The 20,624-nt window shown below is 66.7% G+C and carries 17 protein-coding genes; 4 read left to right on the top strand and 13 right to left on the bottom strand.

Annotation, left to right across the window (positions count from 1 at the left end):
• Nucleotides 1-110: 110 nt before the first annotated feature.
• The 3 genes from QFZ30_RS03830 to QFZ30_RS03820 form a co-directional block, all read right to left on the bottom strand.
• Nucleotides 111-1,502, bottom strand: a complete 1,392-nt coding sequence (locus tag QFZ30_RS03830; RefSeq protein ID WP_307073649.1) for a helix-turn-helix domain-containing protein — start codon at nt 1,500-1,502, stop codon at nt 111-113.
• A 143-nt stretch (nt 1,503-1,645) separates the two neighbouring features.
• Nucleotides 1,646-3,079, bottom strand: a complete 1,434-nt coding sequence (locus QFZ30_RS03825) for an FAD-dependent oxidoreductase (protein ID WP_307073648.1) — start codon at nt 3,077-3,079, stop codon at nt 1,646-1,648.
• 102 nt (nt 3,080-3,181) lie between these two features.
• On the bottom strand, nt 3,182-4,180 hold the full coding sequence (locus QFZ30_RS03820) for a DNA topoisomerase IB (RefSeq protein ID WP_307073646.1): 999 nt from the start codon (nt 4,178-4,180) through the stop codon (nt 3,182-3,184).
• A 120-nt stretch (nt 4,181-4,300) separates the two neighbouring features.
• Between QFZ30_RS03820 and rarD the strand changes: the two genes are divergently transcribed.
• The gene (gene rarD, locus QFZ30_RS03815) at nt 4,301-5,350 is read left to right on the top strand and encodes an EamA family transporter RarD (RefSeq protein ID WP_373462881.1); all 1,050 of its coding nucleotides are present in this window, start codon (nt 4,301-4,303) and stop codon (nt 5,348-5,350) included.
• Nucleotides 5,351-5,484: 134 nt separating this feature from the next.
• Here rarD and QFZ30_RS03810 read toward each other — a convergent pair whose 3' ends face one another.
• From QFZ30_RS03810 to QFZ30_RS03775, 9 genes are all read right to left on the bottom strand, one after another.
• Entirely contained in the window at nt 5,485-6,174 is a 690-nt protein-coding gene (locus QFZ30_RS03810; protein WP_307073642.1) for a spherulation-specific family 4 protein, read from the bottom strand.
• A 110-nt stretch (nt 6,175-6,284) separates the two neighbouring features.
• Nucleotides 6,285-7,043: a hypothetical protein gene (locus tag QFZ30_RS03805; protein ID WP_307073640.1), complete on the bottom strand. Its 759-nt coding sequence runs from the start codon at nt 7,041-7,043 to the stop codon at nt 6,285-6,287.
• A gap of 79 nt (nt 7,044-7,122) precedes the next feature.
• Entirely contained in the window at nt 7,123-8,133 is a 1,011-nt protein-coding gene (locus QFZ30_RS03800) for a hypothetical protein (RefSeq protein ID WP_307073637.1), read from the bottom strand.
• Nucleotides 8,133-9,785 carry a hypothetical protein gene (locus tag QFZ30_RS03795; protein ID WP_307073635.1) on the bottom strand — a complete coding sequence of 551 codons (1,653 nt, stop codon included), beginning with the start codon at nt 9,783-9,785 and terminating at the stop codon, nt 8,133-8,135. The genes QFZ30_RS03800 and QFZ30_RS03795 overlap by 1 nt, the downstream gene beginning before the upstream one ends.
• Nucleotides 9,769-11,160, bottom strand: coding sequence for a GT4 family glycosyltransferase PelF (pelF, locus tag QFZ30_RS03790; protein ID WP_307073632.1), 1,392 nt, complete (start codon nt 11,158-11,160; stop codon nt 9,769-9,771). The genes QFZ30_RS03795 and pelF overlap by 17 nt, the downstream gene beginning before the upstream one ends.
• Nucleotides 11,115-11,219, bottom strand: a complete 105-nt coding sequence (locus QFZ30_RS21945) for a DUF3492 domain-containing protein (RefSeq protein WP_373462809.1) — start codon at nt 11,217-11,219, stop codon at nt 11,115-11,117. The genes pelF and QFZ30_RS21945 overlap by 46 nt, the downstream gene beginning before the upstream one ends.
• Nucleotides 11,216-11,644, bottom strand: coding sequence for a hypothetical protein (locus tag QFZ30_RS03785; RefSeq protein ID WP_307073630.1), 429 nt, complete (start codon nt 11,642-11,644; stop codon nt 11,216-11,218). The genes QFZ30_RS21945 and QFZ30_RS03785 overlap by 4 nt, the downstream gene beginning before the upstream one ends.
• Before the next feature lie 725 nt (nt 11,645-12,369).
• Nucleotides 12,370-13,740: a 4-aminobutyrate--2-oxoglutarate transaminase gene (gabT, locus tag QFZ30_RS03780; protein ID WP_307073628.1), complete on the bottom strand. Its 1,371-nt coding sequence runs from the start codon at nt 13,738-13,740 to the stop codon at nt 12,370-12,372.
• A gap of 27 nt (nt 13,741-13,767) precedes the next feature.
• Entirely contained in the window at nt 13,768-15,198 is a 1,431-nt protein-coding gene (locus QFZ30_RS03775) for a gamma-aminobutyraldehyde dehydrogenase (RefSeq protein WP_307073626.1), read from the bottom strand.
• A gap of 156 nt (nt 15,199-15,354) precedes the next feature.
• On the opposite strand from QFZ30_RS03775, the gene QFZ30_RS03770 reads away from it, so the two are divergent.
• Nucleotides 15,355-16,791 (top strand): PucR family transcriptional regulator, encoded by a 1,437-nt coding sequence (locus tag QFZ30_RS03770; protein ID WP_307073624.1) that lies wholly within the window; start codon nt 15,355-15,357, stop codon nt 16,789-16,791.
• Between the two features lie 23 nt (nt 16,792-16,814).
• Here QFZ30_RS03770 and QFZ30_RS03765 read toward each other — a convergent pair whose 3' ends face one another.
• Complete coding sequence (locus QFZ30_RS03765; protein ID WP_307073622.1) at nt 16,815-18,500, bottom strand: CYTH and CHAD domain-containing protein; 1,686 nt, start codon at nt 18,498-18,500, stop codon at nt 16,815-16,817.
• Nucleotides 18,501-18,665: 165 nt separating this feature from the next.
• On the opposite strand from QFZ30_RS03765, the gene QFZ30_RS03760 reads away from it, so the two are divergent.
• Nucleotides 18,666-19,886: an MFS transporter gene (locus QFZ30_RS03760; protein WP_307073619.1), complete on the top strand. Its 1,221-nt coding sequence runs from the start codon at nt 18,666-18,668 to the stop codon at nt 19,884-19,886.
• A gap of 6 nt (nt 19,887-19,892) precedes the next feature.
• Entirely contained in the window at nt 19,893-20,573 is a 681-nt protein-coding gene (locus tag QFZ30_RS03755; protein ID WP_307073617.1) for a FadR/GntR family transcriptional regulator, read from the top strand.
• The last annotated feature ends 51 nt before the right edge of the window (nt 20,574-20,624 follow it).

Here is a 20,624-nt window from a genome sequence, read left to right as displayed (position 1 = left end):
TGCTCTGCATGATCATGGCTTTCGCCGTTGTCTTCAGACTAGGAGCCCGAAGGTTGCATTCAGGTTGCGTCGGTGTGAGCCAGCTCACGGTTCAGGTTGCAGCGCAGGGGTCAGGCGCTCAATTCGGTTTCCAGCCGCTCAAGATCAGTGACGACGGCGGCCCGCTTGGGCGAGCGCGGCGGCAGCAGCTTGAGGGCGGCGGTCCGCACGCCGACGTCGTCCCTTGCCTCAGGCAGCTCCGCATACTTGAGCAGCGTCTCGGCGCTGCCGTCGGTCAGTACCGCTTCGCGCATCAGCGACGAGACCCTGTTTCGGAGGTCGACGATGCCGGGCGCCTCGGATTTCGGCAGCACTGCTCCGCGGTAGATCTCCAGGGCGATGCGGTGGGCTCCTCGCTGCAGGCAGCTGAGCACCTGTCCGCTGTCCGGCACCAGGTCCATGCTGAGTTTGTACGGCCGGGACTCGGGTACGGCGGCGGGGTTGAGCTGCTGGAGGACCTTGCGCAGCCGGACCATTTCCGCACGGAGGGTCATGGTGGAGGCGTCTCCCGGGTAGAGCAGGACACAGAGCTCCTCCGCGCTCAGCCCGTCCGGGTGGGCGCTCAGCAGCGCCAGGATCTCGCTGTGCCGCGCAGACAGTGCCATGGTTTTACCCTCGATGCTGAGCATGGCTTGGTCGCGGCCCAGGAGCTGCAGGCTGTTGCGGTAGAGGCTGCCTTCCTTCCCAGTGCCTGCCCGCGCTGACCCCGCCGTCGACGCGGTGCCGGTGTTCCGACGTCGTGCCGGCCGGCTGGCGAGGGACGCCGCCAGCTGGAGCCGTTCAACGCGCAGCTGTGCCTGGGCGGCGGCCACAGTGGCCTCCACCAGGGAAAGCGTGTGGGGCGCCACCGCGGTGGCCGTGCCCGTGATGTCCACGACGCCCAGCAGCGCACCCGAATCGGGGTCGTGGAAGGGCACCGCGGTACAGCTCCACGGGTGCACGGACCGCTGATAGTGCTCCGCCCCGGAAATCTGAATGCCGCGGCCCAGGGCCAGGGCAGTGCCCGGCGCGCTGGTGCCCACGGTCGCCTCCGACCAGTCCGCACCCGGGACGAACATCATGCCCTCCGCCCGGCGCTGGAGGGCGGGATCGCCTTCCACCCAGAGCAGGCGGCCCACCTCGTCGCCCACCGCCACCAGCAGGCCGTTGTCGTGGCTGGGCTGGATCAGGAGTTTCTGGATTACGGGCATGATGCTGGCCAGTGGGTGCTGCCGGCGATACTCTTCCAGCTCGTCAGTGTCCATGGCCAGCGGGGCCTCGGGATTGTCCGGGTTGGCATGCAGGCGCGCCGAACGCTGCCAGGATTCCCGGATCAGCTTGCGCAGCCCGGGGATTTCCCGGGCACCCGGGTAGACCAGGCCGGCGCTGTCCCCGCCGTCGAGGCGCTCATGCCCGGCGAGGGCACGGCGCTGGATCAGCCGCGCGGCGTCCCCGGACACTGCCGGGTGAATCACGTTCCTCATCGAACTCCCACTTGCGCTTGGCCTGCAGGCACGGCACATCGCCGCCGGACAGGTTTGGGCCAAGTCTAACCCCGCACGCCCCCAGGCCGACATAGCAGCCCGTACCCTTCCCCCGGGGCAGCCCGATCGGGACAGGGTGAGGGTCAGTCGCGGGAAATGTTGATCATTTCCTCGCGCGGCACAACCTTGATGCGTTCGCGCACCGGGGTGTCGGCCGCATCCTGTCCGGTCCACTCGGCGCCTAGAGCTGCCTCGTGGGCATCCAGCTTGATCCAGCCCTCCCACGTTGTGTACTCGATGCCGCGCTCTTCCAGGAGATGGATGATGGCCTGCGGATCCGGGTTCTGGGCAGGAGGCAGGGCGGGACGGTCCTCCAGCAGCATGCCGATGGTCTCCAGGGCATCGCCCTTGGTGTGGCCGATCAGCCCCACGGGTCCGCGCTTGATCCAGCCCGTGGCGTAGATGCCCGGAACGGGATTGCCCTCGGCATCCAGCACGCGTCCGCCCTCATTGGGAACCACCCCGCGCTTGGCGTCATACTCCAGCTCATCCAGCGGGGAGCCGTGGTAGCCGATGGCGCGATAGACGGCCTGGACCGGATAGTCAACAAACTCGCCGGTGCCCTTGACGTTGCCGGTTCCGTCCAGCTTCATGCGCTCAAACTTGATGCCGGCCACCTTGCCCGACCCGCCGTCGTCGTGGATCTCCACCGGGCTGTGCAGGAAATGCAGGTGCAGCCGCCGGGATGAGGGCTGGTCCGACTCCGTGTGCTCCTCCACCAGCCAGTTGGTCAGCGTGTTCACCATGGTCTTGATCTGGTTGTTGCTGCGGATGGCGTCGTCGGAAGCTTCATCGAATTCGAAGTCCTCCGGGTACAACACAATGTCCACGTCCCTGGCGTGGCTCAGCTCGCGCAGCTCCAGCGGGGTGAACTTCACCTGGGCCGGGCCGCGGCGGCCGAAGACATGCACGTCGGTGACCGGGGAGTTCTTCAGGCCTTGGTAGACGTTGTCCGGGATTTCGGTGGTGAGGAGGTCGTCCGCGTGCTTGACCAGCATCCGGGCCACATCCAAGGCCACGTTGCCGTTGCCGATCACGGCGATCTCCTTGGCGTCCAGCGGCCAGTCACGCGGGACGTCCGGGTGGCCGTCATACCACGAGACAAAGTCCGCGCCGCCGAAGGATCCCTGCAGGTCAATGCCGGGGATGTTCAGGTCCGCATCCTTGATGGCGCCGGTGGAGAAGATCACGGCGTCGTAGAAGGCGCGGAAGTCGTGGAGGGTGAGGTCCCTGCCGTAGGTGACGTTGCCCAGGAAGCGGATGTCGCCGCGGTCCAGGACCTTGTGCAGGGCGTTCACGATCCCCTTGATCCGCGGGTGGTCCGGCGCCACGCCGTAGCGGATGAGGCCATAGGGCGCCGGGTAGGCCTCGAAAAGGTCAATGCTGACCTCCACGTCGCCGTCCTTGACCTCAGTGGACTTGGTGAGGATATCCGCAGCATAGACACCCGCCGGTCCCGCGCCCACAATCGCAACGCGGAGTGGACGCTTGGAGGTGGTTTCGCCTGGGTTGGACACCGGGAGCCCTTCTGGAACGAGGAGTGTGCGCCGAATACGTAGCGCACAGTGTTCCATTCTAATTGTCTGCAGGGCGGGACCGGGCAACCCGTGACGCAGGCCTCAGCCGCTTTTCAGCAGTGGAACAACATCGCCTTCGCGGAACAGCAGTGCCCGCAGCTCCGTTTCGGCGGCGTCCGCCCGTCTGGGGTCGATGGTCTCGCCGTCGGCGAAGTGATCCAGCAGCCGGGGATCCACGTAACTCTTGCGGGCGATCGACGGCGTGTTGCCCAGTACGGCGGCTGCGTCCAGCATGGCCACGCTGATGGCCCGCTTCCGCGGAGCCACGGTCTTCTGCGGGCCGCTGCGAGCCAGGCTGACTGCCGCCGCCACAGTTCCGCGCAGCGTGCGGAAGTCCTTGGCCGTGAAGTCCGAGCCAGTGCGCTCCTTGACGTAGCCATTGATGTCCGCGCTGGTGAGCGGCCGCCAGCTACGGCCATCCTTGAACGCCAGCAGCCTGGCGTTGCCGCCCCGGCGTTTCAGGACCCTCATCAGGGCGGCGAGGTCGGCGTCGACGATTTCCGATTCCCAGTTCTTGCCGCTCTTGGCCGGAAAGCTCAACTGCAGGCAGTCCTTCCTGACCTGGACGTGGGCGCACAGCAAGGTGGCCAGGCCGTGGCTGCCGTTCTCATTCGTGTAGCGCTCCGATCCCACCCGCAGGGATCCGCTGTCCAGCATCCTGAACGCCGCCGCCAGGACACGCTCCCGGGTGGGGCCCTCGCTGCGCAGGTCTATGGTGACCAGCCGCCGTGCCGTGGGCAGCGACTCGGCCAGTTGGAGGGCGCGGTCAAACTTCAGGCGGTCTTTCCGCTCGCGCCATTCGGGGTGGTAGATGTACTGCCGCCGGCCCACGGCATCCAGTCCGGTGGCTTGGATATGCCCGTTATCAAACGGGGCTATCCAGACATCCGTCCAGGCCGGCGGAATCCCCAGGCCTTCAAGCCGCTCCCGGATGGGCCCCGGCGGCAAGGTGGAGCCGTCCAGGTCGCGGTAGCTGAAGCCCTTGCCCGCGGCCACCCGGCGGTAGCCACGGCCTGTGGCGTTGCTGCGCCGGAGCCTCACGGGGTGGCATCCAGCCGGTTCGTCCGTGTCATAAAAGCAAGCCTACTGACTATTGGTTCGCGAACGCGAAATCCAGTGCTGGTTGGGCGTTGGTGGAATACCTATCCAACAACTGGTGTTATTGGATACGTGCCTATCCCCGACGGAACTTTCTCCTCCCCTTCGGTCTCCTCCCCTTCAGGCAGCGCCCTTGGGGGAACGGCTTCGCCAGTTCCAGCCGCGGGCGGGCCCAAGCCAGCAGGGCTTAAGGCTGTGGACAAGGAGACGACGGCGGGAGTCCTGTTCGGCATAGGGGCGTACGGCCTGTGGGGGCTGCTCCCCCTGTACTTCTTTGTCCTGATGCCCGCCGGGGCGGTGGAGATCGTAGCCAACCGCGTGGTCTGGTCCCTGATCTTCTGCGCGCTCCTGATCACGGTGACCCGGTCCTGGCCCGCCCTGGCTGGAGCCTTCCGGGACCGCTCCGTCTTCGGCACGCTGGCCATCGCTGCCGCCCTCATCGCCGTGAACTGGCTGACCTACACCTACGGCGTGACCACTGGCCAGGCTGTCGAGGCGTCACTGGGCTACTTCATCAACCCCCTGGTGTCAGTCCTGCTGGGCGTGTTCGTCCTGAAGGAAAAGTTGCGCCCGCTGCAGTGGGCCGCCGTCGGAATCGGTTTTGTGGCGGTGGCAGTGCTCACGGTGTCCTACGGCAAGCTGCCATGGATCGCCCTGACGCTCGCCGTGAGCTTTGGCCTGTACGGCTTCGTGAAGAAGCGGGTGGGTCCCAAGGTCGACGCCGTCACGAGCCTGAGCGTCGAAACCATGGTCCTGGCTCCGCTGGCGGCCGCCACCATGGTGTTCCTGGGTGTCAGCGGCGCCGCCACCCTGGCCAGCCAGGGGCCCGGGCACTTCTGGCTCCTGGTTGCTTCCGGCGTCATCACCGCGGTGCCACTGCTCTTCTTTGGCGCGTCGGCCCGCCGGCTGCCCATGACCACCATCGGACTGTTGCAGTACTTCGCCCCGGTGCTGCAGTTCGTCGTCGCGCTGCTGGTGTTCAAGGAGGCCATGACCACCGACCGTTGGATCGGGTTCGGCGTCGTGTGGCTCGCGCTGCTGGTGCTGACCGTGGACATGCTCCGCACCGCCCGAAAGAAGTCCGTGGCGAGGAAGCTGGTACGCACCTCATAAACAAGCGCGAACTGGCAGCAGATGACGTAAAATGCGAAATTTGACGTCGTTAGCTGCCAGTTCGCGCTGTGTAGTGGGGGCGAGAACACCACTCGTTCTGCCGATGCCTGGTGCGCGATGGGAGGCAACCTCCGCTACTGTCCGACGGCGTCCAGCTTGGCGGACCAGTACGGTGGGAGGCTGTCGTATGGATTCGGTTCCACGTCGTCGGTTATGTAAATCTCGTCTGCGCCGAGCTGGCGGGCGCGATCCACCACGTCATCGAGCCGGTTCTGCGGAGCACCAATAACGATGTGCCACACCTCGGCGTGCGTCTGCGTGCTAAGCCACCCTGGGTGCTCCCGGGGCTTGAGGTAAGAGTCAACCGGATCCTCGAACGTGATGATGGCATCGGCGAACTCGAAGTAGCTTCGCTCGGGGATCACCCCCGGGTTGAGCACGACGATCCCCCCGGCCTCGTGGACGGTGGCGGCGTAGCCGGCATAGGTAGGGACCTGATCGGCAACCGCCGCCGCCTCATCCAAAAAGACGTTTTCGACGCCGCACCACGCCCGCCAGCGGCCGATCTCCTCGGTGACCATCGCCGGGTCACGGTCGCCATGCCCACTCGAGACATAGCCCAGAACCCGGACGCCAGCATCACGCAGTGCCCCGATCAGCCGGAAGTACGGTTCGGACACCGCCGCCCCGGGCCCGCTGGCGGGGTTGACGATGACGTCGCGGACCTGCGGGCCGGACTGGATCACTGACTCCCAGTACACGGAGTTGCTCGGGTCGACGTAGCCGGGGACAACGATGCGCAGTTCGCCAGCTCCGGCTGGCAAGGACGTAGTCGAGGGAGCAGGCCCACCCATCCCGCATCCGGCCACTGAGCAGAGCAAGGCGGCCGCCAGTACGGCAGCAGCCGTGCGCTGACGACGAGGCACAGCCCGCGTCACCGCCTGCCCGCCAACACTGCCGGCGGCCTGATCAGGATGTTGTCCGTCGCGCCGTACATCGGGTCGCTGAGCTGCAATGCGTCGATGCGATAGCCCTGCAGCGCGGTCAGCACCCGTACCGTCAAGGCGTCGGCGTGTTGGAGATCCCCGCTCGTTGCCGTCTCGTAGAGGGTGATCCCCAGTTTCGCCTTATAAGCCGCCATCTTCGCCAGCTTCGGCTGGTAAATGGCAGGCGCCAGGAACTGACCATCGGACAGCACGTCGTTCTCCCCCATGTAACCGTCTTCAGCGCCCATCGTTACGGAGTGGGCCAGGACGTCGTCGGGGTCCCATGCGTTTGCCAGCACGCTCAACCCCAGCGAGTGAGCGTACTTCACTGTGGCGTCAAACCGGTCCCGGCTCACGCCATAGTCCGCCCCGGCGCAGTCGAAGAGCACTCCACGGGCACCGAGGCGGCGCCAGGTGTCGAGACGCGCGCGCAGCTCCTCCAAGGAGTGGTCAGGCTCCCCGTGGCTGACGCCGATGGTGACGTACCCGTACGGCTCTCCCCCGCGGGCAGCGATCCCGGCCATGATGGGGGCCGCCAAGGCGTCTCCGGCCTGGGTGGCGGTGTCATCACCGAACACCACCACCCCATAGCCGTCGAACGCGGCGATGGCTCGGGCCACGTCACCATCCGCGCCGTTCACGTAGCTCGGCCATCCGTAGTAGACCGCGAAGGGCCTGGTCGCTGCGGCCTGCTCGGAGGTGGTCACGGCACCATGCGCCGGGACGATGGGGTTACCCGGGACGACAGCCCAATGCCCGGGATGCCTGAACCGGGACCGCGGCGTATCATTTCGCGACCAACTGAAGCTCGTCGCCGCCGGCGTAGGGGAAGGGACCCAACCGGACAGTCTCGTGCCCGTCGCGGGCAATCTCCAGGGTGCCGCTGCCCTTGGCGGCGTACGGCGGCAGTTCCACTGCGGCTGTGCCATCGGCGCTGGCCGCCGCCCCGCCCAACACGCCACCCTCGTCGTTGACGAGCCTCACGTCCGCGCCGGCCGGCAGACCGGTCAGACGCATCCAGGTGTCCTCGACGACCCAGAAGTCCTGGAACGAGGCGAAGTAGGGCGTCTGCAGGGCCTGCACCTCAAGATACGGCTGGAAGGGAGCTTGGATGTCGAGCTCGAGCTGATCAGAATGGAACACCTGCTCGTCCCCGAGCCAGACTGTCAGCGAGCGACGACCGTCCGTACGCAAAGTGACCTCTTCTGTGTCCGCCGCGTTCTCCGAAGGCTCGGTTGACCAGTAGAGGATGTTCTGCGCATCGACAACGTGCCCGAACGAGTAGTCGATCTGCCACGAGGTCTTCCCGCCGGAACTGCTGGTGGTCACCTCCACGAAGTTGATCAGGCCGGTCACCTTGGTGGAGGCCGTCTGGACAGCGAACACCGCCTGCCCAGCCTCGTCATGCCCCTGGACGTTGCCGGGTGGCTTGGACATCCGCACGTGGAAGATGCTGGTGCGCGGATAGGCGTCGATCGTGACGGCAAACCACCCGGTGTGGGTGTCGGCGGTAGGGGGCGGGTCGGCGCCCACCACAAGACCGCCTTCGGTCGCTTTCACGAAGGTGCGGCTGGGATCGGTGTCGCCGTTGAACTCGTAGACGTCCTGGACATCCCTGCTGGGGATGGCCTCAGTGAACGCGTCCTCGATCAGCGTCCCGTCGGCGGTCCGCAGCAACTGCCATTGGCTGGAGGACACGACGGGCGCAGGGCTCTCCCCCATGCGTGCGGCGGCGATGCCGGCGCCGGTGAGCGCCACAACGGCGAGGGCCGCACAGATGGTGGTGCGGGTCTTCATCAGAACGCTCCGTAGTAGCTCAGGTCGAAACGGCGGAACATACGGCGGGCTGCGACCGTGGTCGCGACGGCGAAGAACGCCGAACCGCTGATGAGTCCGATAATGGCGCCAGGGAGTGGAACCCAGACCCACGAAAGCGTGAGGCCCACGACCAGAGACACCCCGACGCCGGTCCACACCGCCAGCGCCGGAACCCGGGGTTGACCGAGGCTGAACAGCAGCCCGCTATTCAGCGCTCCCACACCCAGCAACAAGTATCCGACCAGCGCACAGACGTAGATGCCTACAACCCTGTTCAGACCGGAGGTCACGAGGCTGGCCGTCGAGAGCCAGTCGGTTGCGGCCAGCAGCACCGCGCCGCTCACCAGACCAACGAGCAAGGTGAGCAGCACGTGCCGCACGTAGAACCGCATCAGCACCCGGTTGATCCCGACACTGTCTGAGACCAGGTGCCGGCGTACCTCCCGCTGCACGGTCGCCGGCAACAGATAGCTGGCAGCCGTTGCGTACGTGAGCGTGGGGATCAGGATCAGCAGCCCCGTCCCGACGGCAAGCTCGTAGTAGCCGTTGTAATTGAACACGCCCTGCCACAGCCCGCCTGCGACCATCTGGTCGACGACGATGAGGACGAAGAACCCTGTGCCGTAAAGCCAGTAGACATACACGGCACGAACGACGGCTGGGAGCCGGGGCGAGCGGACATCACGGGCGTCCGGCTGGGTAGTGCCGGCAGGTGCCGCGCCCAGCCGCCGCATGATCCGGACGTCGAAGACCACCGCTACGAGGACGGCAGTCCACAAGGCCCCGAGCTGAACCCACTGGGCGGTGTAGAGGTTGAGGTAGTTCCCCTCGGTGATCGACCACCCACCGAGCACAGCGACTAGCCCGCCGGTGCCGGCCGCAGCCAGCACCGACCAGAAGGCACGGGCCAGGTACAGGGGTGAGAATGCCAGGAGCATTACCCCGATGGAGATACCGAAAAGAAGGAACGACCGGTTGGCCGCCGGTGTGTAGGCATCGAGGACGAACTCGAGCACCACGTAACCCGCACCGACGATGGCGAGCAGCACCGCGAGCCCCACTCCCAGCGTCCACCGCAGCGTCCACCGCAGTAGCGGGCCGTTGTGCTGGAGGGCGTAGAACACCCCCCGACGGGCGAAGGCCTGCATGAACCCGCCGGTCACGACCAGCCCAACGAAAAGCGCAAGGCTGATCGCGGTGGAAAACTGCTGGGCCGTGATCGTGGACCAGAAGGATACCCGGGCGACGACCAGCGCCACCACGGCGACGATCCAAGGCGCGGAGTAGAGGACCGACCGTAGGAGGAGGCCCGGGCTCATCCGTTCCGGACCGGGCGTGTCCTCGGCGGAGCGTTCGACGATGCCGACCGGACGCTCGTCCGCCGGCCCGCCGAAGAGCGGAAGGAGTGACATCACCTTTTCCGCGAGGTCGAAGACGTCCCGGCAGCCCAGTTCACGCGCTCGCTGGTCACTGTAGCCCAGCGTCCCAAGGATCACCGCCACTTCGAAGGCATCCTGCGCGTGACGTGTGCGGCCGGCTACGGATCGCGCCTCGGTGTGCAGGTCCGGGCCCAACTCGTCGAGGTCCATGGTGAAGTCGGCGAGGACGGCGTGCTCAGGCAACGTAGTCACTGACAACTCCCAGGTAGAGGGCACGGTACTCTTCGAGGAACCGCTCCTGGGAGAACAGCCTGACGGCGCGCTCCCGAAACTCCTCTCCGATCGCCGCGCGTTCTGCGGGGGTGCGCCGGAAGAGGGCGACGAGTGCGTCGGCCAACGCCTGCGGGTTCTGCGGCTCAACGAGCAATTCGGGGCGATTCAATGCCTCGGGGACGCCGCCGACAGCGGTCGCGACGACCGGACGACCGCTGCACATCGCCTCCACCACGGTGTAGGGAAAGCCCTCGGACACCGAGCAAAGCACAACGACGTCCGCCTCCTGGTAGGCCCGGGCCGGGTCCTTCGTCGGCCCCTCGAACACGACGTTGTCCTCAAGCCCCATGGTCGCCACGGCCGCCCTGCAACGCTCGGCGTAGCCAGGGTCGTCGTCCGGACCGTGGACGCGCAGGAGTACGTCGGGAATCTCGCGGCGGACCATGCTGAGGGCGGCGATGAGGCCGAGGACGTCCTTCAGCGGTTCGATGCGGCCTACATAGGCGATGGTCGGTCGTGGCAGCTGCACCGATAGCGGAGGGAACCGCTTCGGGTCGACGCCGTTATAGACCACGCGCACTCGTCCGATGTCGGCTCCGAGCTCCTGTTCCCAGCTGGCGTTGTACTCGCAGACGGGGAGGACTACGTCGGCGTACGTGTAGGCGCAGCGAGCCACTGCCCGGTAGAAGTTGCCCAGCAGTGCCTTGCGGAGCGGCGGCGCGTCGTCCCGGACAAGCTGCAATACCCGTTCCCGTACGTACACCCCGTGCTCGGTCAACAGCAGGGGGACGCCGATCCGCACCTTGGCGGCGATCGCGGGCAGGGCGCACAGCGCGGCACCCGATGAGTGGGTCACGTCGACGTCGGGCAGGGGCACGGCGAGCGGCGTGAGGTACCGGTACAGGGACCGGGCGAGGTCGATGGCGTCGGCCATTGATAGTTCGCCGAAGAGAGGGTGCTCGGCGAACCGGCTGCTGATGAGTCGCCAGCAGCGCGGATCCCTCAGCCCGGCCCGCAGGTCGTGCTCCTCGCAGTAGTCCGCGATGTCCGCGAGCGCAGCCCCCAGGGCCAGCGGGTCACGGGGTCCGAGCAGGTTCGCGACCACCTCCCCGTAAGCCGGCAGCAGCTGGGAGACGAACGCCTGCTCGCGTGACTGCGCCAGCCGCCCACGCTGCCACCTCGCGCGCCTCGCGGGCGCGACGTACTCTTCGATGCTCTCCGTCCCCCAGAGAGGGATGGTGAGCACCTGCGTGTTTGCCGGCACGGCGAAGACAGCCGCGACGTGCGGGTTGCCGACCACCGCGCCGATCAGGAACTCTGCTCGGGCATGCCGGTGACCAGCTCGTGCGCCCAAGTGGAAACGCCTCCGCGGAAGTACGGATAGGTACCTTCAGTCGTCAGCAAGATCCTCATGATGCTGTCTGAGTGCCCCCGACGTTACGGTGGGTCTGGTAAGCGACGCGCCGGGCCGCCTCGATGCACCACGCCGTCCGGTCCAGCTCCTGCAGCTGGAGGAAGCATTTGGCCGCGGAGATCCATGCCTGGTGGGCTGCGCCCGGACTGAGCTCGTGGCGCTCCGCTGCATGCGTGTAGGCCGCTGCGGCTCGGTAGAGCAATTGCTCGCTCTGTTCCGCCAGTCCCTGCATCCGGGCCTGTTCGGCCGCCGTGCGGAAGGCAATGGCTGCACGGCCGTGGCTGCCCTGCGCGGTACGCTCCTCCGCCTCACGAACGAAGCAGGTCATGGCCCTCTCGTGGTTCCCCGAACGGGCCGCCGCACGGCCCTCTTCCCACATGTCGGCTTCCGCGCTGGCCATCGGAACGCTCTGCTCATGTGTCACATTCGCACGCTCGGCGGGGCGGTCGCCGTTTCCGGATAGGCCGCGGCTGGGCTGGCGTGGCTCGTCCGCAGACGGTAACTTCGCGGCCCCGGTGCCGCCCTTCCGATCCTCAGTTTCCGTTGACAGTTGAGTCATTTGATTTCTTCTGTTGAGCAGGATGTCTTCATTGGCTTGGGGTGACGCTTCCGCACCAGGGGCATAGCCAGATCGGCATCAAAGCACCTGTGTAGGTGGACGTTCCAACCAACAGACCGCAGCGAACCGCGGCGCCTTTGCCGGGTCGCAAGCAAACGATGAGTGCTACGGGCGGGCCGCTCTTGGCGGCCGCCAGCCGTCCGGCTTCCGGCGTGGATAACAACTTTCGGGATGACAACTTTCAGGCCCACCGCGCCACACCGCCGCGACTTCGACCCGTTCCATGGGAAATCCTCGCTGCCCACCGTTGGCGTTTCTGCCTGTTCGATAGTGTCGACGGATTTCAATGCGGGTCTCCTCAGGCTCACGAACTAATCCAAGTCGCCGCCACCCCCTTCCACGATACGGGTGGACGCAAGCCCAAACACGAGTATTGAGTACTCTAATTTCCCATTAGGGGCTACCTACGCAACGGAGAAATCGTTAGGTATACCCCTAACGGGCTACCAAGACAAGAAAGGGCAGCACCCCCTGACCGGGAGTGCTGCCCATCATCTTCAGTTCCTGCTTTTTCCTGTAACTTGATGTCCCTAGGCGAGGGCCTTGATGGCAGCGGCGAGGACGTCCAGGCCGTCGTTCAGCAGCTCGTCGGTGATCACCAGCGGCGGCAGGAGGCGGATGACATTGCCGTAGGTGCCGCAGGTGAGGATGATGACGCCCTCTTTGAGGCAGGCAGCCGCCACGGCCTTGGTGAGCTCCGGGTTGGGTTCCTTCGAACCGGCCTGGACCAACTCAATGGCCAGCATGGCGCCGCGGCCGCGGATGTCGCCGATGACGGCCGCGCCGGAACCGGCAAGGTCATCCTGCAGTCCGCGCAGCCGTGCTGTGGCAAGGGACTCGATGTGGCGGGCACGTCCTGCAAGGTCGTATTCCTGCATGGAACCGATGGCCGCAAGGGCCGCCGCGCAGGCTACCGGGTTGCCGCCGTAGGTGCCGCCCAGGCCGCCGGGGTGGACGGCGTCGAGCAGGTCCGCTCGGCCCGTGATGGCAGACAGGGGCATGCCACCCGCGATCCCCTTGGCCATGGTGATGATGTCCGGCACAACGCCTTCGTGGTTCACGGCAAACCATTCGCCGGTGCGGCAGAAGCCGGACTGGACCTCGTCCGCGATGAAGACGATGCCCTTTTCCTTGGCCCAGTCGGCCAGCGCCGGCAGGAAGCCCGCGGCCGGGACGATGAAGCCGCCCTCGCCCTGGATGGGCTCGATGATGATCGCGGCAACCTGGTCGCCGCCGATCTGCTTTTCGATCATGCTGATGGCGCGCTTGGCGGCCTCGGCGCCGGTGATGTCCGGGTTTTCCTCGCGGTACGGGTAGCTCATGGGCATGCGGTAGACCTCGGGCGCGAAGGGGCCGAAGTTGGTTTTGTACGGCATGGCCTTGGCGGTGAGCGCCATGGTCAGGTTGGTGCGGCCGTGGTAGGCGTGGTCAAAGGCGACGACGGCGTCGCGGCCGGTTGCGAGGCGGGCCACCTTGACTGCGTTCTCCACTGCCTCGGCGCCGGAGTTGAACAACACGGTGCGCTTCTCGTGCCCGCCCGGAGTCAGCCGGTTCAGCTGCTCGGCGAGCGCCACATAGCTTTCGTACGGGGTGACCATAAAACAGGTGTGGGTGAAGTGCTCGACGGCTTCCTTCACGGCCCCGACGACGGCGGGATCGGACGCGCCGACGCTGGTCACCGCGATGCCTGAGCCGAGGTCGATGAAGGAGTTGCCGTCGACATCGTGGATGATGCCGCCGTCGGCGTCCGCAACGTAGACGGGCACAGCGGAGGCGACGCCGGCTGCAACGACTGCCTTGCGGCGGTCCCCCAGTGCCACGGACTTGGGGCCAGGGAAGTCTGCGTTGACGCGGCGCTTCTGCTCCAGGCGGTAAGTGATTTCGCTTGCGGTGGTGGTCATGGAAGAGCCTTTCTTGAAAACCGGGGATCAGGCGTCGAGCGCGGACATGACGTGCTTGATGCGCGTGTAGTCCTCGACGCCGTACATGGAGAGGTCCTTGCCGTAGCCGGACTGTTTGAAGCCGCCGTGGGGCATTTCGGCGGTAAGGAGGATGTGGGTGTTGATCCAGACAGCACCGAAATCGAGGTCACGGCTGAGCCTCATGGCCGTGCCGTGGTCGCTCGTCCAGACGCTGGAGGCGAGGGCGTATTCGACGTCGTTCGCCAGCTCCACTGCCTCGTCCTCCGTGCTGAACTTCTGGACAGTGATGACCGGTCCGAAGGTCTCCTTCTGGACAATGTCGTCGGTCTGCTTGGCGCCGGTGACGATAGTGGGTTCGAAGAAGAAGCCCTTCTCCCCGGCCCGGTGGCCACCGGTGACCACCCTGCAGTTCTCGGGGAGGTGTTCCACCACGGCGCTGACAGCGTTGAAGTGGTTCGCGTTGTTGAGCGGGCCGAAGTAGTTGTCCTCATCGTTCTGCGAACCGGTGTGGAGTGTCTTGGTGTGCTCGACCATGGCTGCCACAACGTCGTCGTGGACCGAGTCCTCCACCAGCACGCGCGTGATGGCCGTGCAGTCCTGGCCGGCGTTGAAGAAGGCGAACTCGGCGATGGCCGCGGCGCTCTTCTTGATGTCGGCGTCCTTGAACACGATGGCCGGAGCCTTGCCGCCCAGCTCCAGGTGGGCGCGCTTGAGGCCCCTGGCCGCACCCGAGGCAACGGCGATCCCGGCCCGGACGGACCCGGTGATGGAGACCAGGCCGGGGACCTTGTGTTCCACCATCAGGGCGCCGGTTTCGCCGGTGCCCAGCAGGACGTTCAGCACCCCGGCCGGCAGGACCTCCCCCGCCAGGCGGGCCAGCACCAAGGTGGATTCAGGCGTGGTGTCGGAGGGCTTGAGGACCACGGTGTTGCCGGCGGCGAGCGCGGGACCGATCTTCCAGATGGCCATCAGGAAGGGGTAGTTCCACGGGGCAACCTGGGCCACCACGCCGATGGGTTCGCGCCGGACGTAGGAGGTGTGGCCTTCGAAGTATTCCCCGGCGGACTTGCCTTCCAGGATGCGCGCGGCACCGGCGAAGAATCGGAGCTGGTCGGCGCCTGCCGCCACTTCCTCGGACGCGATGAGTGAACGCACCTGTCCGGTGTTGCGGTGCTGCGCTTCCACGAGTTCATCGCTGTTGGCCTCGATGGCGTCGGCGAGCTTGAGCAGCATCAGCTGGCGCTGGCCGGGAGTGACGTGCTTCCAGGTTCTGAAGGCGTCCTTGGCGGCGGTCATGGCGGCATCAACATCGGCCTGGCCAGAGATCGGCGAGTGGGCCACCACCTCTCCGGTAACAGGATTAACGATGTCCAGCATGCCTGTGCCGGCGGGCGTGACGAACTCACCGTTGATGAAGTTCTGCAAGGTTTGAACCACGGCGTGCAACCTCTTTCATAGGGATCATCAGCTGCGAAGCGGATGGATGCGACTGCCTTGAGCCTATGCCAGCGCCTTTACCCAGGGAATAGCCACCTGCACACCCTTGACCGAATTGTTTAGTGCGGTTGACCAGCGCCCGACTATCCTTGGGACATGGCCATTTCCCTCGCTGCCCTCCTGGGCGTGAACACCCTTAAGCTGTCCAAGGCGGGCCTCGCCGAGACCACCTGGCACCAGGACATCAACTGGGTGGCGGTTACAGAACTGGAAGATCCGCAGCGCTTCATCAACGGCGGCGAACTGGTGCTCACCACGGGCATGCGCCTCCGTTCGGCGCCCGAGCAGCGGCGCTTTGTCCGTCAGGTCCAACGCGCGGGTGCGGTGGGCATCGGATTCGGCATCGGATTAACGCACGACGCCGTGCCGCCGGCTTTGGTCGCCGAGGCCAACCGCTGGGGGCTGCCGGTGGTGGAAGTCCCCTATGAGACGCCCTTCATAGCCATCGGAAAGCTGGTGGCCGACGCCCAGTCAGCGGACCACTACGCCAAGCTGGAACGGCTGATCGCCGGGCATCAGGTCCTGGCCCGTGCACTCCTGACCGGCGGCGGACTGTCCGAACTCCTGAAACACCTGGGCAGTATGCTCCGGACCGACATTGCGCTCAGCCAGTTCGCGGCACAGCTATACAACAGCACCAAGGACCACCCCTCCGCGGACACGTGGGCGTCCTATCCGATCCCCACCGGCCGCCGGGACGCGTGCACGCTCTGGATCCGCCAGCCGTTCGAGGATTCGGGCATCATCGGCTACGCGCAGAACCTCATCAGCGTGGAGCTGAACAACATGGTCAAGCAGCGCCAGGCGGAGCGGGCCCTGTGCGGCCAGGTGCTGGAAGACGTCATCCACGGGGCGCTCGAAACCAGCGAGGCCCAGCGCCGGTTGGCCGGCGTGGGTGTGGACAGCACGCGCAAGAACGTGGTGCTGCTGGCCGTCTCCACAGCGCACCACAAGGCCTTGGTGAGTACGTCGGTACCGCAGCCTCTGGAGAACGCCGTGGCCGCCGTCGTCGGGAAGGACCTGGTGGTTGTTGTCAACGACGACGGCAGCGGCGCACCGGCGCTGGCGCGGAAGCTGAGCGACCACCTGGCTGAGGCCGGCATCCACGCGACGATCGGCATCGGCGGGGCGTACACCAAACCAAACGGGCTGCGCTGGAGCTATTTCGAGGCCCGGGAGGCCGCCAATCACGGCCTGCCGGTTAACGAGCCCGAACGGCTGAGCCTGACGTCCCTGCTCCTGGCCAGCGAGGACGTGCCCCTCGCCGACATGGCCAACGAATCCCTGAACCCGCTGCGGGCCTTCGACTCCGCCCATGGTGCCGAGCTGATGACCACGCTGGAAAGCTACCTCAACAACAACGGCTCCGTGGCCGCCGTGGCCGAAGACCTGACCCTGCACCGGAACACCGTGCGGTACCGCCTGGCCCAGATCACCGAACTGACAGGCTACGATCCGGCGGTCACGGCCGACCGGGTGCAGCTGTGGCTGTCGCTGGCCGTCGCCAGGCTCGGAGCACGCCACGGGAAGTAGCCCGCGGGAAGCACTCAGGCTGGCTAGATGACCCCGCCCTTCAGGAATTTGCGGGACTTCTTCCTTGCCTTGAGGTACTTGGACTCGGCGTCCGCCGCGAGCTGCACCTGCCGCGTCCGTAGCGTGACATAGGCCGAGGCAACCGGCTCCGGGAGATCCGGCCCGGAGCCCAGCTTGGCCAGCAGGTCCGCGGCAATCACGCTGTCGTGGAACTCCCCCAGGATCTTCTGCTGCCGGTGCGCAGCCTTGGCGATTTTTGCGGCACGCTTGCCATAGACGGGATGCAGCGACTCCGCCAGGTGCCGGAGCCGTTTCGCGTCCTTGCGGACCTGGTGCAGTGCCGTTTCATGCGGCGCTCCCCGCCGGGCATCCTTGGCTGCCTTGTGCGACCGGCGCAGCCGTTTGGCTGCTTTGCCCACCAGCTTGCCGGCCACCTTCCGGGCCGGTGCGGCCCCCTCGGGCCGGACGGGCGGATGGTCGCGGAACGCCTCAAGGTCGTCGAGGAGCCGGAAATAACGCTCGGACAGGAGAACTTCCTGCAGTTTCCGGGATCCGGCGTTATACCTGTCCCCGAGTTCACGTTCCACGCGCTCCTTCACCGCCGCTGCCGCCTGCCCGGGCGGCAGCTCGTCCACGTGACCCAGCAGCCGGTCTCGCATGACCTCGGCGTCGCGCGGTCCCCCAAGGATCCGGCCGAGCCACCTCAGTTCGTCCCGCAGCCGCCTCACGGCCACCGCGCTGTACAGCCGGCGGTAGGCCGCCAGCGCCGAGCGCACCCGGCGGCATGCCGAACGCATGTTGTGCACCGCCTCCGGCTCCTCCAGCCTCACCCCCGGATCGTGCGCCAGGATTTGGTGGATCTGCCCAGCCAGATAGGCCGTGACGACGGAGGACGCCGGCGATTTCTTGCCCGGCGCCGTCCCGGCAGTGTCCTCGGTTTCAGCCGCCTCCTCATCAGCGTCGCCTTGGTCCGGCTCGCTGATTGGCCGCGTCCCGCCAAGCGCCCGCGCCAGTTTGGATCCGTGCTGTGCCGGGCGGGCTCCGGCGGCAGCCAGGGCGTCCTCCGCGGCAGGAAATAGCTCCGGCCCGCCATGGACGAGCTCCACTTCCCACTCGCGCCACCGCTGGGTCCGGCCGGCTCCGTCGGGGCCGGCTTCGTCCAGGGAAGCCCCGCCTATGGAAGCTCCACCCAGGGCCTCGGCCTGCACCCGGTCGTCGGCCAGGTCAGCCAGGTGCTCGCTGGCCTCCCCGTACAGCGGGTAGGTGGTGCGATGGGTTTCCAGCCGGACCACCGGCGCCAGGTCCGCCCCACGCAGATACGCGTACAGGTGCGCCAGCAGTATGTCGGGCACGACGGCGGGTTGGCCTAGAGGCGCGATCAGCTCGCGGCGCTGCTGGGGTTCTGCGTCACTTCCGGTCACCGTTTTGGCCCCGGATTTGGCCCCGGAAGCAGTCCCTGCGGCAGCCTCGGCAGAACTCTCCGCCGGCAGCTTAAGGTGCCAGCCGGCGTCGGTACCGCCCGTCCGCCGGCGCAGCGTGATGTGCCTGAACGCGAGGGCCTGCCGGTCGGTATCGAAATAGACAGCTTCCAGGATGGCCAGGTGGGGCTCCCCCACACGCGCCACGCCCGGCAGGTCCGCGAGGGACGGCACCACAGCCGCCTCACCGACGTCGTACTTCTTCTCGGTCTCAACTCCCTGGGAAGCCATAACTGTCCGTCCTTCCACATCGATGCAGCTCCGGCCCGGGCCCATATTTTCATCGTGGTCCCCAGAATGTGCTGTGGCCACGAGTCTATGGCCCCAACCTGAAGCGGCGGGAGAGATGAGCCACAAAAGTCTAGACATCAAACGTCTAACGTCTAACCTTAAGGAATGACCGTCTCCACCTCAGCTCCCCAGGCACCGGATACAGCCCCGCCCGCGCCGCGCACCGCCGTCGTACTCGGCGTGATCGCGCTGGTACTGATCGGGCTGAACCTGCGCGCTGGGATCACGGGGGCCTCGGCGCTGCTCCACGATCTTCAGCTGGTGCTGGGGTACGGGCCGCTGGTGGCCGCCGTCATTCCCTCCATTCCCACCCTCTGCTTTGCCGTGGCAGGTGCGGCGACGTCGTGGCTCACCGGAAGGCTCGGCGTCGAGAAATCCATCCTGCTGTCCCTGGCGATGCTGGCGGCCGGGCTGCTGATCCGAGGCATCCCGGCCACCGGCGCGCTGATGGCGGGTACGGTGCTGGGGATGTCCGGCCTGGCGGTCTGCAACGTGGCCATGCCGTCGTTCATCCGCGAGCATTTTGCCCGGCGCACCTCACTCATGACGGGCCTGTATACGGTGACCATGACCACGGGTGCGACGGCGACAGCCGTGGCCGTGGTCCCGCTGGCACAGGCGCTCGGCTCCCCTTCCGCCGCCGTGGGCGCCATCGGCATCATGGCCGTGGCAGCCTTCCTTGGCTTCCTTCCCGTCGCGCTGCACGCGCACCGCAACAAGGCCCGGAGCACCGCCGCGCGCATCTCGCCCTGGCCACTGCTACGGACCCGCAAGGGCCTGCTCCTCACCGCCATCTTCACACTGCAGGCCCTGCTCGCCTACGCGCTGTTGAGCTGGTTCCCGTACATGCTGACCACCATGGGGCTGAGTGCCTCGGACAGCGGGCTGATGTACGGGCTGATGCAGCTGGTCTCCGTCCCTGCCGGCATGGTGCTGATCGCCATCGGTTCCCGCCCCCGGATGCTGCGTCCCGCCTTTTACCTCGTGTCCGTGACCATGGCCGGCGGTGTGGCTTCGCTGCTGTTCCTGCCCGTTGGCCTGGCCATCATCCCGGCGGTGCTCCTGGGCTTCGGCCTGGGCATCTTCCCGCTGGTGATGGTGATGATCAGCCGCAGCGGGGAGAATACAGCGGAGACCACGGCGCTTTCCACGCTGGCGCAGTCCACTGGTTACCTGCTGGCGACGGTGGGGCCCTTCGGCGCCGGCCTGCTGCACAGTGCCACGGGCGGCTGGACCCTGCCGCTTGCCCTGCTGCTGGCCATCGCCCTGGTCCAGATTGTGGTGGGCCACCTGCTCACCAGCGTCCGCCCTGCCGGAAGGAAGTAGGCAACCATGGCCCTGAGCACTTCACACCGCCAGCCCCTCGCGGACGAGATCACCGCCAAGCTGCGGGACATGATCCAGTCGGGTGAGTGGCCGCTGCAGCAGCGGATCCCGTCCGAGACGGTACTGATGGCCGACCTTGGGGTTTCGCGCGGCACCCTCCGCGAGTCGATCAAGGCCCTCGCCCACAGCGGGATGCTGGAGGTCCGCCGCGGCGACGGCACCTTCGTCCGCGCCACCAGCGAGATCTCCGGCGCCGCCCGCCGCATGTACCAGGACCACACCGAGGAGCACATCCTGGAAGTCAGGGTGGGGCTGGACACCCAGGCCGCGCGCCTGGCCGCCAGGAACGCAACGGCCGACGACGTCTCCGCCCTGCGCGCGCTGCTCACCCGACGCGATGAGGCGTGGAACGCGGCCGACTACGCGGGCTGGGCCCTCGCGGACTGGGGCTTCCATGAGCGTGTAGCCCAGGCGTCAGGGAATCCCCTGCTGCACGAGCTGTACGTCAGCTTCGGCGACGTATTCCACAAGGACCTGCTGAATCAGCAGCGCCGCGCTGGCTTTGTCGGGCTCCCGCATGAGGGCCACGGTGCCCTGGTGGACGCCATTGAGGCCCACGACGTCGACGCTGCCGTGGCCAGCGTCAACAGGAACCTGAACTCCTGTGCGGAGTGGCTGCGGACGTAGGCCCCTGGCCGCCGGATTGTCCGGGCCGGTTCACCGACTCGCAACCAGTCA

The organism is Arthrobacter pascens (assembly GCF_030815585.1).
Classification (GTDB): Bacteria; Actinomycetota; Actinomycetes; order Actinomycetales; family Micrococcaceae; genus Arthrobacter; species Arthrobacter pascens_A.
The sequence above is the reverse complement of the archived record's forward strand: the minus strand, read 5'-3'. Positions and strand labels throughout refer to the sequence as shown.

Bases quoted from the DNA above. Each gene is read 5' to 3' on its own strand.
- QFZ30_RS03830 (WP_307073649.1), bottom strand. From the start codon at position 1,502: ATGAGGAACGTGATTCACCCGGCAGTGTCCGGGGACGCCGCGCGGCTG.
- QFZ30_RS03800 (WP_307073637.1), bottom strand. From the start codon at position 8,133: ATGAAGACCCGCACCACCATCTGTGCGGCCCTCGCCGTTGTGGCGCTC.
- QFZ30_RS21945 (WP_373462809.1), bottom strand. From the start codon at position 11,219: ATGAGGATCTTGCTGACGACTGAAGGTACCTATCCGTACTTCCGCGGA.
- gabT (WP_307073628.1), bottom strand. From the start codon at position 13,740: ATGACCACCACCGCAAGCGAAATCACTTACCGCCTGGAGCAGAAGCGC.
- QFZ30_RS03770 (WP_307073624.1), top strand. From the start codon at position 15,355: ATGGCCATTTCCCTCGCTGCCCTCCTGGGCGTGAACACCCTTAAGCTG.
- QFZ30_RS03765 (WP_307073622.1), bottom strand. From the start codon at position 18,500: ATGGCTTCCCAGGGAGTTGAGACCGAGAAGAAGTACGACGTCGGTGAG.
- QFZ30_RS03760 (WP_307073619.1), top strand. From the start codon at position 18,666: ATGACCGTCTCCACCTCAGCTCCCCAGGCACCGGATACAGCCCCGCCC.
- QFZ30_RS03755 (WP_307073617.1), top strand. From the start codon at position 19,893: ATGGCCCTGAGCACTTCACACCGCCAGCCCCTCGCGGACGAGATCACC.